Source organism: Metabacillus niabensis (genome assembly GCF_020524345.1).
GTDB classification, from domain to species: domain Bacteria; phylum Bacillota; class Bacilli; order Bacillales; family Bacillaceae; genus Metabacillus; species Metabacillus niabensis_B.
Map to the genome: position 1 here is coordinate 23466 of NZ_JAIVLH010000015.1, position 14239 is coordinate 37704.

Annotated in this window: 11 protein-coding genes; 10 read left to right on the forward strand and 1 reads right to left on the reverse strand. The window is 39.9% G+C overall.

All coding sequences use genetic code 11. The annotated features are described in order from the left end of the window. Positions 1-2 precede the first annotated feature (2 nt). Positions 3-2177: a glycoside hydrolase family 3 C-terminal domain-containing protein gene (locus LC095_RS16640; RefSeq protein WP_226529202.1), complete on the forward strand. Its 2175-nt coding sequence runs from the start codon at positions 3-5 to the stop codon at positions 2175-2177. A gap of 283 nt (positions 2178-2460) precedes the next feature. On the opposite strand, the gene LC095_RS16645 is transcribed toward LC095_RS16640, so the two are convergent. After that, a complete protein-coding gene (locus LC095_RS16645; RefSeq protein ID WP_264196078.1) occupies positions 2461-3222 on the reverse strand; it encodes a DeoR/GlpR family DNA-binding transcription regulator in 762 nt (253 codons plus the stop codon). A gap of 340 nt (positions 3223-3562) precedes the next feature. Between LC095_RS16645 and LC095_RS16650 the strand changes: the two genes are divergently transcribed. From LC095_RS16650 to LC095_RS16690, 9 genes are all read left to right on the forward strand, one after another. After that, a complete protein-coding gene (locus tag LC095_RS16650) occupies positions 3563-4231 on the forward strand; it encodes an aspartate/glutamate racemase family protein (RefSeq protein WP_226529204.1) in 669 nt (222 codons plus the stop codon). Continuing rightward, entirely contained in the window at positions 4232-5728 is a 1497-nt protein-coding gene (locus LC095_RS16655; RefSeq protein ID WP_226529205.1) for an FGGY-family carbohydrate kinase, read from the forward strand. Positions 5729-5761: 33 nt separating this feature from the next. Then, entirely contained in the window at positions 5762-6679 is a 918-nt protein-coding gene (locus LC095_RS16660; RefSeq protein ID WP_226529206.1) for a class II fructose-bisphosphate aldolase, read from the forward strand. A 61-nt stretch (positions 6680-6740) separates the two neighbouring features. Next, complete coding sequence (locus LC095_RS16665; RefSeq protein WP_226529300.1) at positions 6741-7403, forward strand: class II aldolase/adducin family protein; 663 nt, start codon at positions 6741-6743, stop codon at positions 7401-7403. Further along, complete coding sequence (locus tag LC095_RS16670) at positions 7400-8686, forward strand: four-carbon acid sugar kinase family protein (protein WP_226529207.1); 1287 nt, start codon at positions 7400-7402, stop codon at positions 8684-8686. The genes LC095_RS16665 and LC095_RS16670 overlap by 4 nt, the downstream gene beginning before the upstream one ends. A gap of 36 nt (positions 8687-8722) precedes the next feature. Continuing rightward, the gene (locus tag LC095_RS16675) at positions 8723-9358 is read left to right on the forward strand and encodes an SIS domain-containing protein (RefSeq protein ID WP_226529208.1); all 636 of its coding nucleotides are present in this window, start codon (positions 8723-8725) and stop codon (positions 9356-9358) included. Then, complete coding sequence (locus LC095_RS16680; RefSeq protein ID WP_226529209.1) at positions 9355-10374, forward strand: ROK family protein; 1020 nt, start codon at positions 9355-9357, stop codon at positions 10372-10374. Before LC095_RS16675 ends, LC095_RS16680 begins: the two co-directional genes overlap by 4 nt. A gap of 57 nt (positions 10375-10431) precedes the next feature. After that, positions 10432-12855 (forward strand): alpha-mannosidase, encoded by a 2424-nt coding sequence (locus LC095_RS16685; protein ID WP_226529210.1) that lies wholly within the window; start codon positions 10432-10434, stop codon positions 12853-12855. Positions 12856-13188: 333 nt separating this feature from the next. Then, a complete protein-coding gene (locus LC095_RS16690) occupies positions 13189-14238 on the forward strand; it encodes a LacI family DNA-binding transcriptional regulator (protein ID WP_226529211.1) in 1050 nt (349 codons plus the stop codon). Position 14239 lies beyond the last annotated feature (1 nt).

Here is a 14239-nt window from a genome sequence, read left to right on the forward strand (position 1 = left end):
TAATGGAACAAGTACCAGCATATCAAAATGAACACTTAAGCTTTGAGGAACGGGCTAAAGACCTTGTATCCAGAATGACGATAAGGGAAAAGGCTTCGCAAATGATTCACAAATCTTGTGCAATTCCAAGACTCGGAATCCCAAGCTATAATTGGTGGAATGAAAGTTTGCATGGTGTTGCACGTGCGGGTGTTTCGACGATGTTTCCGCAGGCGATCGGTATGGCGGCGACATTTGATGACCAGCTAATGAATAAAGTGGCTGATGTCATCGCGACAGAAGGAAGGGCGAAGCATCATGAATTTGCTCGTAAAAATGATCGGGGGATTTATAAAGGGCTCACATTTTGGGCGCCAAATATTAATATTTTTAGAGATCCTAGATGGGGACGTGGTCATGAAACGTATGGAGAAGATCCGTATTTAACTGGAAGGCTCGGTGTTGCATATATTAAGGGCCTGCAGGGAGACGATCCGAAATATATGAAAGCTGCAGCCTGTGCAAAGCATTATGCAGTCCACAGTGGTCCTGAAGATGAAAGGCATTCCTTCAATGCGGAAGTGAATCTGAAGGATTTATATGAAACATACCTGCCTGCTTTCAGAGATTGTGTGAAAGAGGGACAGGTAGAATCAATCATGGGGGCATACAACCGTGTGAACGGTGAACCATGCTGCGGCAGTCAAACTTTATTAGAACAAATTTTAAGAAAAGACTGGGGCTTTCAAGGGCATGTTGTTTCAGATTGCTGGGCAATAGTAGATTTCCATGAAAGTCATGGAGTAACAAGCTCGAAGTTGGAATCAGCTGCTTATGCACTGAATAATGGTTGTGACTTAAATTGTGGTTCTATGTATAAATATCTAGTCGAGGCCTATGAAGAAGGGAAAATGACAGAAGAAACAATTGATAAGGCTGTAACAAGACTGATGATGACTCGAATGAAATTAGGGATGTTTGATGATCTGGAAAAAGTGCCATATGCTTCTATACCGTATGATGTGAATGATAGCCCGGAGCACAATCAAGTTGCATTGGAAGTATCAAAGAAAAGTTTAGTCCTCTTAAAAAACAACAATCAAACTCTGCCATTAAACAAAGAAGAAATAAAAAATATTGCCGTAATTGGACCTAATGCAGACAGCAGGGCAGCACTGGTTGGGAATTATGAAGGAACGGCATCCGAATATGTCACAGTTTTAGAAGGAATTCGTGAAGCAACAAAAGGAAAAGCAAGGGTTTATTATGCGGAAGGCTGTGAGCTTTATCAAAAGAAAAAGAGTACACTGGATCATCCGAAAGACCGATTTGTCGAAGCGATATCTGCTGCAGAGCGTTCCGATGTTGTTGTCATGTGTTTAGGACTTGATGCAACAATTGAAGGGGAAGAAATGCATGAATCAAATACCTTTGGTAGTGGTGATAAACAAAACCTTGATTTACCTGGGCTTCAACAGGAATTGCTGGAAGCTGTATACGCAACTGGAAAACCAGTTATTTTAGTTCATTTATCCGGAAGTGCGATGGCATTGAACTGGGCCGATCAGCATATTCCTGCCATTATTCAGGCTTGGTATCCTGGTGCTCAAGGTGGAAGAGCCATTGCGTCGGTATTATTTGGTGAACACAATCCATCAGGAAAGCTTCCTGTTACATTTTACAAAAGCACAGAAGACCTGCCGGATTTTAGGGACTATTCAATGAAAAACAGAACCTATCGTTACTTTAAAAACGATGTTCTATATCCATTTGGGTATGGCTTAAGCTACACTTCGTTTTCTTATGAAAAAACAGCAGAAAGCAAAGCGTCAATTGACGTAGGTGAGTCCATTTCGTTTACATTAAAAGTAAAAAACATAGGTGAAAAAGATGGGGAAGAAGCAGTGCAACTGTATGTGAAAGATGTAGAGGCATCAATAGACATTCCTGTAAGACAGTTAAAAGGTTTCAAAAAGGTATTTCTTGCCACAGGAGAGGAAAAAGAAATAACCCTCACGCTCGATCCAAGGGACATGGCACTAATTAATGATGAAGGAAAACGAATTCTCGAGCCAGGGAAATTTGAAGTATATATTGGAGGAAGCCAGCCGGATCAAAGAAGTTTAGAATTAACAGGTATGGATGTTTTGACTTATGTTTTTGAGGTAACTGGACAGGCAAAGGAATTAGCGTATTGATTTTACTCAGGGAGGGCCAAACTCCCCAAACAATTAAAGGGCTGCAATAATTGAGGCCTTTTTCTAAAGGTAAGAAAGTATGAAATTTTGTCCTTAGTGTAAGTGTCCAGCTCCAGCGCCTAGCCTTAGATCGCACAGGATGTGCAAGTGCAGTCAATGCGACAGGACCGTCGCGCTTTTGGCTGCCTCTAAGGTCTAGCCACAAGTGAATTGAAGACAAAGAACGTCTTCTATTCATTTGCGTCTTGTTTGCCCTAGACGGACCAAGGTGCTTGCGCTTTTCTTATTCATCACTTGTCGAAACAACAATGACTTCCACGCCGATTTTTGCGATTTCTTCCAACACTTGTTTATCGGCAAGATCACTAGTAATAAAGATATCGACATCTTGAAATGTACAAAACGACGTAAGTCCTGCTTTTTGCAGTTTGCTATGATCAGCCAGTACCACTCGTTTGTGACTTGCTAAGACCATTGCCTTTTTCATCTCGGCTTCGTATAAATCTGAGCTGGTAAAACCGTGCCGTAATGAAATGCCGGAAGTACCTAAGAAAGAGTAATTTGCATTATATTTTTGTAGCTCTTCTTCAGCTTGTGGTCCTACAGTACTTAATGAATTTCTTCTTAGTTTTCCACCTAATAAATAGATTGAGGCAGCTTCATTTGTCGTACATTGTTCAGCGATATTCATGGCATTGGTAATAATCGTTAATGGTCCTTTTTCAGCTAAACCTGTGGCTACATGCCATGTTGTTGTTCCTGCATCAAGGATGATGGTTTGCCCTTCTTCAATTAATTCGGCCGCTTTTCTTCCTATTAATTCTTTTTCTTTCGCAAATTGCTGTTGTCGTTCTTGGAGAGGTAAGACCGTTGGATGAGGCGATTTTCTGTCAACTAAGATAGCGCCACCGTAGTTCTTCTCGACGATCCCTTCCTTTTCCAATTGGTTTAAATCTCTGCGAATGGTCTCTTCAGAAACATCGAATTGTTTGACTAAATCAGATACTTTAACACTTTTGTTTTTGATTAATAAATCCTTAATCATGTTTCTTCGTTCTGCAGCAATCATGGATAACACCCCGCTTTTTCTATTAGTAGATATTTATTTTGAGTGGATTCTTCTAATGTAAATCTGCTTTTTAATCAGCTAAACCAACTAATACCACTATAATACACGAAAACAAACTAAGTTTATAGGAATTAGTTTATAAATGCAAGTTCTGTGAATATCATAATCTTCCTATATTTTAACTGAAAATAGCTACTAATTAGGGAGAAAACGGTTGACTGATGGAACGTTTTCACTGATAATAAAAACAACAAAAGTATTCATAAAGCCACAACACACCAACTATTGTACGTATTACAATAAAGGAGAGGGTATCTTGAAAAATAAAATTGCTGTCGTGCACACCACTCCGGTGACAATTGAGCCGCTAAAAGCACTGATTAATGAAACCGTTCCCAGTTATGAGATTGTTAATTTCGTAGACGATTCGATTTTACCTGAACTTAATGAAAATGGTGGAGATGTTCGTAAGGTTGAAAGCAGACTAATCCAATATTATAAATTTGCCGAACAAATAGGGGCAGGTGTCATTCTTAATGCTTGTTCCTCTGTAGGGGAAGTTGTAGCTACAGGGCAAAAACAGGTTGACATTCCGATTGTAAGAATAGATGAAGCTATGGCTGAAAAAGCCATTCAAACAGGCAGGGAGATTGGCGTAATCGCAACATTAGCAACTACATTAGGTCCTACCGTGACATTACTTAAAGACAAAAGTGTTGAACTTAATCGTGAAGTTGAGCTCACATCGAACTTGGCGGAAGAAGCATATAGACGATTGCTTTCAGGAGATACAGAAGGACATGATCAAGTTTTGGTGGACGTTTTAACAAAAGTAGCAGAGAAGGCAGATGTGGTTGTGCTAGCACAAGCATCCATGGCCCGGGTTGTTTCTTCTCTTCCAAAAGAAATGCAACATAAGTTTTTATCAAGCCCTAAGTTAGGTGTAGAAAGGGTCAAGGATGTGTTGGAAGGAATGTCAAAGTAAATGAGTTTACTAGCGATCGACATCGGTACTACGCACATTAAGGCAGGGTTTTTTAAGCAAGACGGAGAATTGCTTCAGCTTGCAATCTATCAAAATAAAAGCTACCAAAATGAACAAGGTTCCTTCTATTATAAACCGGATGAAATGTGGGACATCGTAACAAAAGCGATCCAACATGTCACAACAAGCCAAAATGATAGCGTTTCCTGTATCGGGATTACGAGTATGGCAGAAAGTGGTTTATTAATTGACTCAGAAACGGGTAGCTTCCGTTCAGACGTGATTCCTTGGTTCGATCGTCGAACGGAGAGAATTTCCACTCAAATAGAGAAGGAATTGAATCCACTCGAGCATTTTCAAAAAACTGGCTTGCGAAATAACTACAAACATGGATTAGCGAAGGTATTATGGCTGAAGCAGCAAAACTCGGATGCATTAAGAGGAGCAAAATGGTTGTCTACTTCTGACTTCATTGCCTATATGCTGACAGGGAAAATGGGGACCGATTACACCCTGGCAGCTCGAACTTTTTCGTTCCGGATTGACCATAAGAATTGGGATGTTCCATGGATTCGTCATTTTGGTCTTCATGAATCTTTATTTCCTGAAGCGAGACCTTCTGGTACAAAGGTGGGAGAAATTGCTTCAGCTGATTTTGACAATATCGGTTTGAAAAAAGGGATACCAGTCGCTGTTGCTGGTCATGATCATATCTGTGCGGCTTTAGCGGTAGGGGCTGTAAAGCCGGGGTTTGTCTCAGATTCAGTTGGTACTGCCGAAACATTAGTCGGTGCTTTCAGTGAAAGGGCTTTAACCTTAAAAGACTATGAATCAGGCTTTAACTTTGGTTGTCATGCCCTGCCGAATACCTTCTTTTGGATGGGGGCGATTCAATCATCAGGAGGGTCAGTGGAATGGTTAAGAGATCTTCTATCGACAGATGTTTTATCTTATGAAGACATTGTCGCAAGGTTGGATGAAACACCAAAGCATCCCACAGGAATCTTGTATTACCCGTATCTGGCCGGAAGCGGATCTCCCTATGCAGATTCTAACGCAAAAGGAGCTTTTATTGGTTTAACATCCAGACATGGAAAGGGAGATCTGATCCGGGCGCTTTTAGAAGGAACAGCATATGAATTTGAACATATGAAACAAGCCGTAGAATCCTTTGGAATTGCCAAGATATCGAAGGTTTTTGCTGCTGGCGGTGGTACAAAAAATCATCACTGGATGCAAATAAAGGCAGATGTTTCTAATTGTTCATTAACGATACCTTCAATTCAAGAAGCCACGTTACTTGGTGCAGCCATCATTGCTGGGCTGGGTTGTGGCATTTATAAAGATGAAAAAGAAATAGCGCGAACCCTCTCTAGGGAAAAATGGGTTGAAATCATCCCAAATGAAAAAAATTATCCAAAATATAGAGAATTATTTGCAGACGGATACTTACCTCTACAAAAGCCGTTGAGGAGCTTTTATCAAAAAGAATGGTAGGGACCTACTATTAAACCAATGGGAGAGATTTCAATGAAGGTTGTTAAGCAGAAAAATATTATCACACTGAAAAAAGCATTAGAGCAAGCAGAAAATGGAAGATATGCGATCGGATCTTTCTCCCCTCGATATACAGATATGATTCTTCCGATTTTAAGAGCTGGTGAACAAACGAAGTCACCAATCATTGTGCAGATTTCTGAAAAGGAGCTGAACAGATATGGAATCACTCCTTTTGAGGTTGGGGAAGTTTTTTATCAAACAATGAAAGATGAAAACATTACAGTTCCAACTGTTTTGCACTTAGATCATACAAAGGACCTTCAAGTCATCAAGGATGCCATTGAAGCGGGGTTTACTTCCGTTATGATTGATGCTTCTGAACATCCATTGGATAAAAACATTGACATCAGTGCAGAGGTTGCTGAATATGCACATTCCAAAGGAGTATCAGTTGAAGCAGAGCTTGGCATGATTGGGACAACAGATTTTATTGAAACAGATCATGACGAGGAGTTATATACAGATCCGGATGAGGCACTCATATTTGTGACGAAAACAAATGTAGATGCCCTGGCTGTATCAGTTGGAACGGCACATGGTGTGTACAAGGTGAAAGAGCCAACTGTAGACCTTGAACGACTTAAAGCCATTCGCTCGTTAACACCTGTACATTTAGTCCTGCATGGAGGTTCCGGCGTACCTGCTGAGATGATACAAGCGGCAATGAATCTACCGAACGGCGGGATTAGTAAAGTAAATATCGCAACAGATTTAGAATTAAGTTTACTAGGTGCTCTTGGAAGAGAAGAAAGAATGACAAACCAGGAATGCAAAGCATTAAATCGTGATAAAAAACAAGTTGGGCAAGCAGCAGTACAAAAGACAGTTACTGATAAAATAGTTAACTTTCTAACTAGTGCCAACCGTGCAAATGACTTTGAGTTATAAGGTGAAAATGATGCACAAGGGGAGGAGCACCTTCCCTTGTTAACACAATGGAGTGAAGAAAATGGTGATGACACAGGTAATAAACAATCAATTAAGACAAGTTGGGCGTTATATGATGGACCATCATCTTGCATGGGGAAATGCGGGAAATATTAGTGCAAAGACATCCGATGAAAAGTTTCTTATTACAGCTAGTGGAACCTATCTAGGTGAACTTTCGGCTGATGACTTTGTTGAGTGCTCTTTTGATGGAAGTGTATATCAGAGTGAAAAGAAACCGTCTAAAGAAGTGCCTATGCATCTTGCCATCTATGAGAATCGACCTGAAGTACAAGCAGTCCTACATGCCTCACCTTTTTACAGCACGTTAGTGGCATGTTCTAAATTGGACATTCCTTCAGACTGGTTTGTCGAGTCAATGTACTATCTGGAAAGAGTTGAACGTGTTGGCTATCATCATCCAGGCTCCAAGGAATTAGGAGAAGCAGTCAGGGAAAAGGCAAAAAAGGCAAACATTTTATTACTGGAAAATCACGGTGTTCTTGTTTATGACACAAGTATCAAAGAAGCCCGAATGGCCTTACAGACATTGGAATATACATGCAAAATGATGGTAACAGCAATGGGTGCATCGGTAAACATGAATTCAATATCTAGAGAAGTCGTGACTGATTTCCTTGACTCTTCGGGATATAAAACAAGAAGAAAGTGGGATCTTCGATGATAGGTGTGATAGCGGACGATATTACCGGATCTAATGATATAGGCGTTATGTTTAGTAAATCAGGATATATTGCTGACATCTATAGCTGGCATTCCTTTGTGCGTGATCAGTTGCCTGGAAATTACCCGGATGTATTAATCTTTGATACTGACTCAAGGCTGGATCAAGCAACAACTGCTTATCAAAAGGTATACAGGGCCACAAAGGAGATTCAACAAGCCGGTGCTGTTCAGTTTATTAATAAAACATGCTCCGTTTTTAGAGGGAATATTGGAGCGGAATTTGATGCGATGTTAGATGCTCTTGATGAGGATTTTGCGATTGTTGTCTTAGGTTTTCCTAAAAACGGAAGAACAACGATTGATTCTGTCCATTACGTGTACGGAGAAAAGCTGGAAAACTCTCAGTTTAAACATGACCCTATTCATCCAATGACAACATCAAATGTGGTAGAGATTTTACAAGCCCAAACGAAGAGAGCTGTGTTAGGTCTTACACACGATATCATTAAACAAGGTTCTGAGGTCATTAAACAAGAGATTCATAAAGTAAGAGAGAACAAGCGGGCTCATTATCTTATTTTAGATGTTGCTGATCAGGAAGATTTATTTGTAATTGCCAAAGCAGTAAAAGATGAAAAGATCATTTGTGGAAGCTCTGCATTGGCAGAGGAGCTCCCAAAGGTGAAAAGCAAGCAGGTGACAAAACAACATACACTTCCCCTACCAAAGCTTATACCTGAAAAAGGATTGTTTTGTGCAGCAGGAAGCTTAATGCCGCAAACCTTTCAACAAGTGGAATATATGAAGAATGCCGGGAGTTATGTGGTTGAACTGGACACTTTATCTTTAATCCAACATGGTATAACGAATCAACTGGATCCTTTAATAAGTGATATTGTCAAAAAAATAAATGAGGGCCAACACGTTTTGCTTCACTCTTCTAATACAAAAGAGAAAGTAAGAGAAACAAAGGAAACAGCCGCAAAGTTGAATTGGAGCAATACTGAAGTGTCCCGATTTATCTCATCCACGATTGCGGCAATTACCTCAGAGGTCATTTCACAAACAGGTCAACATCGATTTGTCATTGCAGGTGGTGACACATCTGCTACAGTCTGCAAAGCTTTGGGGATTAGTGGAATGCGGGTTTGGGAGGAAATTCAATCAGGCCTGCCATCATGTATATCACACACACAACCACCCTACTTATTTGTGTTAAAATCAGGCAGTTTCGGTGATGAGATGTTTATTAAACAAGCGTTTGATCATTTGCAGCAATAGAACGATAAGGAACTGATAGGAAAGGAGTATCCCCTAATGAACCATGAAATGGAAAGATTAATAGAGAAGTATCCAGAACTTTCTTCATGCAGAAAAGACATAGAAATGGCAGTTGAAACTTTAGTATCAAGCTACCGTCATAAAGGGAAAGTTCTTTTATGCGGAAATGGTGGAAGCGCTTCAGATTGTGAACACATTGTTGGTGAGTTGATGAAAGGGTTCACATTAAACCGTCCTGTGGATTCTGAATATAGACAGAGGTTACTTGAAATCGATCCGACTGAGGGAGAATACCTTGCCAACCACCTGCAGCAAGCATTACCAGCGATATCACTCGTCAGTCAAACGGCATTAATGACAGCATTTGTGAATGATGTAGCCGCTGATATGGTCTTTGCCCAGCAGGTCTATGGCTATGGGAATGAACAGGATGTCTTGATAGGGTTAAGCACCTCTGGTAACTCATCAAATGTGATCAGAGCTTTTAAAGTAGCAAAGGCTATGGGTATAAAGACGATTAGCTTAACAGGTAAGAGTGGCGGAAAACTAAAGGAAATCTCTGATGTTTCCATTTGTGTGCCATGGGATGAGACGGTAGATATTCAGGAAAGACATCTGCCAATCTACCATACGATTTGTATTATGCTTGAAAAGGAGTTTTTCGAATCATGACGATTGTAGCTGGATTAGATATTGGTGGAACAAAATGTGCAGTCCTGCTTGGACGAGTAGAAGGAGATGGCATTGAAACAGTGGGAAGAGTTCAATTTCCTACTCCAGATACTCCGGAAAAAGCAATCAAAAAAATGACAGATACATTAGATGACCTTATAGAAACACATCAAATAAGTGATCTTTCTTCGATTGGGATCAGCTGTGGTGGTCCATTAGATAGTAAAAAAGGGATCGTGCTATCACCACCAAATTTACCGGGATGGGAAAAAATAGAGATCGTTAGAATGCTAGAAGAACAATATCGCATTCCGGTTGCTCTGCAAAATGATGCCAATGCGGGTGCAATGGCAGAGTGGAGATGGGGTGCCGGCAAGGGTACAGAAAACATGATCTTTCTTACATTCGGCACAGGAATGGGTGCTGGTCTGATTTTAAATGGGCAATTGTATTCTGGTACAAATGATCTTGCCGGTGAAGTAGGGCATATCCGTTTAGCAGAAGATGGGCCGGTTGGTTTTGGGAAAGCTGGTTCATTTGAAGGCTTTTGTAGTGGAGGAGGAATCGCAAGACTTGCTGCTCAAATGGCAGAGGACGCAATCCGGCAAGGGAATCCACCCGGCTATTGTGAAGACCTTGAGTCACTAAAAGATATCACCGCAAAAAAAGTAGGAGAGGCAGCCCAAGCAGGTGATTCACTTGCTCAAGAAGTATTTTCGATTGTTGGTTTCCGTTTAGGAAGAGCTCTTTCCACGTTAATTGATATCTTAAACCCAGAAAAAATTGTCATTGGCAGCATCTATGGCAGGCAGCAGGAAATCCTCGAACCGGTTGTTCTTGAGGAGATAGCCAAAGAAGCGATTCCATTATCGGTATCGGTCTGTGAAATAACGCCAACAGGGCTTGGCGAAAAAATTGGTGACTATGCAAGCTTTTCAATTGCACTACTTGCTTTGGAAAAGGCACAGAAAGGTAAGAAGGCAGCTTTTAAGTCCGGTGGTTTTATAAATTTATAGTTTTTCTAATGAAATTAGATAAGTAAAAAGCATTTTACTCAACGGGGAGGAAGAACAATGAAAGAAAAAACACTACACATGATCGGCAATGCGCACTTAGATCCAGTATGGTTATGGCAATGGCAGGAAGGATTCCAGGAAACAAAAGCAACCTTCCGTTCAGCGTTAGACCGGTTGAATGAATATGAGGATTTTGTCTTTACATCAAGCTCTGCAGTTATGTATGAGTGGGTTGAGAAAAACGATCCAAACATGTTTGAAGAAATCAAGGAGAAAATTCAAGAAGGGAGATGGATCATTTGCGGCGGGTGGTGGTTGCAGCCTGATTGCAATATCCCGAGTGGCGAATCATTTGTAAGACAGGGATTATATGGTCAGCATTATTTCAAAGAAAAGTTTGGAGTGACTGCGACGGTTGGATATAACGTCGACAGCTTTGGCCATTCAGGAATGCTTCCTCAGATTCTTCAAAAAAGCGGGATGGATCATTATGTGTTCATGCGTCCGGGACCACATGAAAAAGGTTTGCCGGGCCGTTTATTCTGGTGGGAATCTGATGACGGTTCACGAGTGATGACATTCCAAATTCCTTTTGAATATACAACATGGGGACAAGATTTAGAAAATCATGTTCGCAGATGTTCAACGGAATTAAAAGAACCTGTTAATGAATTAATGAGTTTTTATGGAGTCGGTAACCATGGTGGCGGACCAACAAAGGAAAATATTGAAAGCCTTAAACGATTAAACAAAGAAGAAGATCTGCCGAATTTAGTTTTTAGTTCGCCAAATCAATTTTTTGAAGAGGTAAAGAAAAAGGATATAGCTCTTCCAACAGTTCACCATGATTTACAAAATCATGCGAAAGGCTGTTACTCCGTTCATTCTGGTATAAAAAAATGGAATAGAGAAGCAGAGAACATGCTGGCTAAGGCGGAAAAATTGTCTGTTATCGCTGAAGCAACTACAGGTCAACCATATCCAGATGATTTTAAACAAGCGTGGAAAAATGTCATGTTCAATCAATTTCACGATATTTTAGCTGGAACAAGCATTGAGGATGCTTATGAGGATGCTCGGAACATGCATGGAGAAGCGATGACGATTGCAGAACGCGGTCTTAACTATGCTGTCCAATCTCTTGCATGGAATATTCAAATAGAACAAGACGAAGATATGCTCCCAATTGTGGTGTTCAACCCGCATTCATGGGATGTTGAGACAAATGTTGAGGTGGAGTTTAAACGCTTTAAGGGAGATCAAATATTAACAGATGAAACGGGACAGGAAGTTCCTGTTCAAGTCGTACAATCTCAAGCAACAGCAAACGGCAGAAATCGTTTGAGTTTTATTGCAAAGCTTCCAGCTATGGGATACAGAGTATATAAAGTCATCTCTAATTCGAAACCAAAGCAATTTGAACCAATCAAAGCAAATGATTTTAGTTTAGAGAATAATCGTTTTCGATTAGAGTTTGATCCAAATAGCGGGTTTATTACGAGTCTTTACGACAAACAAAAGCAATATGAAGTGTTCACAGGAGATGCGGCAAAGCCGGTTGTGATTCATGATACAAGTGATACATGGTCACATGATGTTGTTCGTTACAATGATGTAGCAGGGGAATTTAAAGCGACAAGCATTAAGCGAATTGAGCACGGGCCAATCAAATCAGTTATTCGTGTAATAAGTGAATATGGCACATCAAAACTGGTCCAGGAATTTTCGATGTATAAGGATTTAGATCATATTGATGTAAATGTAACAGTTGATTGGAGAGAAAAGTTTAAAGCTTTGAAGTTAAAATACCCGGTAAATGTGGTACACAGAAAAGCAACCTATGAAATTCCTTATGGTCATATCATTCGTGAAGCAAATGGGGAAGAACAAGTTGGACAGGCTTGGATTGATGTTTCCGGAACAGTCAAAGAAACAGGTGGTCGCTATGGTCTAAGTATTGCCAATAATGCAAAGTACAGCTATGATGTGGAAGGAAATGTCTTAAGTCTTACTGTGTTAAGAAGTCCAATTTATGCGCATCATGATCCGCTAATTCCAGATCCGGATGGACACTATTCTTTTATTGATCAAGGAATTCAACAATTCCGATATACTTTATTACCACATGAAGACAGCTGGGAAGAAGCGCAAACTGTGAAGCATGCAGCTGTTTTAAACCAGCGTCCGGTTGCATTAATTGAAACGTACCATAAAGGTTCATTGCCACAGAAGGATTCCTACGTCGCTATAGAACAGGATAATGTGATCATTAGTGCAATGAAACAAGCAGAGGATAACGATGATATCATTATTCGCTGCTATGAGACAAATAGAGTGGCAACAGAAGCAACGATTCGATTACCTAAGTGGGATCGTATGATTACAGCGAGCTTTCAGCCTTGTGAAATTAAAACATTTAGAATTCCAAAGGATACTTCAAAACCAGTCATGGAAACTAATTTGCTAGAATGGGAAATGTAAAGAAATATCAAGTTGTCAATTCCAAAGTGAAAACGTTCCAACATAAAGGGTGGAATAATAGTTTGTGTGAACACTTTGATGATAATCGTAAAATGAAAAGTCTATTAGGATGAAGTTTCCCTCTAGAATTAGTAGTTGAAATACCTGAAATCCAGACAAAACATCCTACAAAATAACTAAATCTTATTTAGGGTTTAGTTATTTTTGTGGGATTTGTGTGGTAAATAAATAAAAACATGTTGTTTTCTTGACTGATTCAACAAAAATTCATTGCCTATATAAGATTAATAGGTTAAAATACAAATATAGAAATTTTGGGAACGGTTTTACTAGATGTTAAAGAAAGCGTTTACTACTAGTTTGGAGGGCTGGGAAATGGTGAATCCAACCATTAATGATGTTGCGAGAATTGCAAACACTTCAAAGAGCACAGTTTCGCGGTTTTTAAATGGCTATACAGTCAAAAAGGAAACAGAAGAGGCACTAAAATTAGCTATTCAAAGCCTTAACTATCATCCGAATGTAAATGCAAGAAGATTGGTGAAAAATCATACACAGAGCATTGGAATTGTGGTGGATGATATCGCGAACAATTTTTATTCCGGTATTTATAGAGGGATAGAAAATGTTGCGAACCTAAACGGTTATCAGTGTACTTACTATAGCAGAACATCAAACTACCAAGGGGAATTTGGGTTTATGGACCTGGCGCAGGAGAGGCAGGTAGATGGATTAATTCTTATAAGCTTTTTAAAACGTTCCAACGAGCTTATCAAAAAGATAGAAGAATTAATGACTCCAGTTGTACTTATCGGGGATACCAATTCAAACAATACGATCTTTTCGGTAGATGTTGACAATGAACTAGGTATTAGTGAAGTTGTTCGCTATCTTCATCGATTAGGACATGAAAAAATCGGCTATATAACGGGACCGGATGAGTTTTCCGCCACCCATTGGCGAAGAAAAGGGTATGAAGGTGCTTTAAAGGATTTGGGAATTGAGCAAAATCCATCATGGATCATTGCTTCTGATTGGTCTGAATCCGGTGGACATAAAGCGATGAAGGAATTACTTGATATGAATGAAATTACCGCTGTTATTGCTTCCAACGATGAAATGGCCATTGGTGCACTTCTTTGTGCGAATGAATTAGGTTACAGGGTTCCATCAGATATCTCCATTGTCGGTTTTGATGACATTCCTGTTGCTAAATGGGTGTATCCCCCATTAACTTCTGTCAAACAGCCTTTTGTGGAAATGGGAGAAAAAGCAGCAACTGGTTTAATAGAGAAATTGAATGGGGAAGAAATCGTAACTCAATCAAATCGAGTACTTATCAAACCTAATCTGGTTGTGCGTCAATCATGCAGAGGCCTATAAA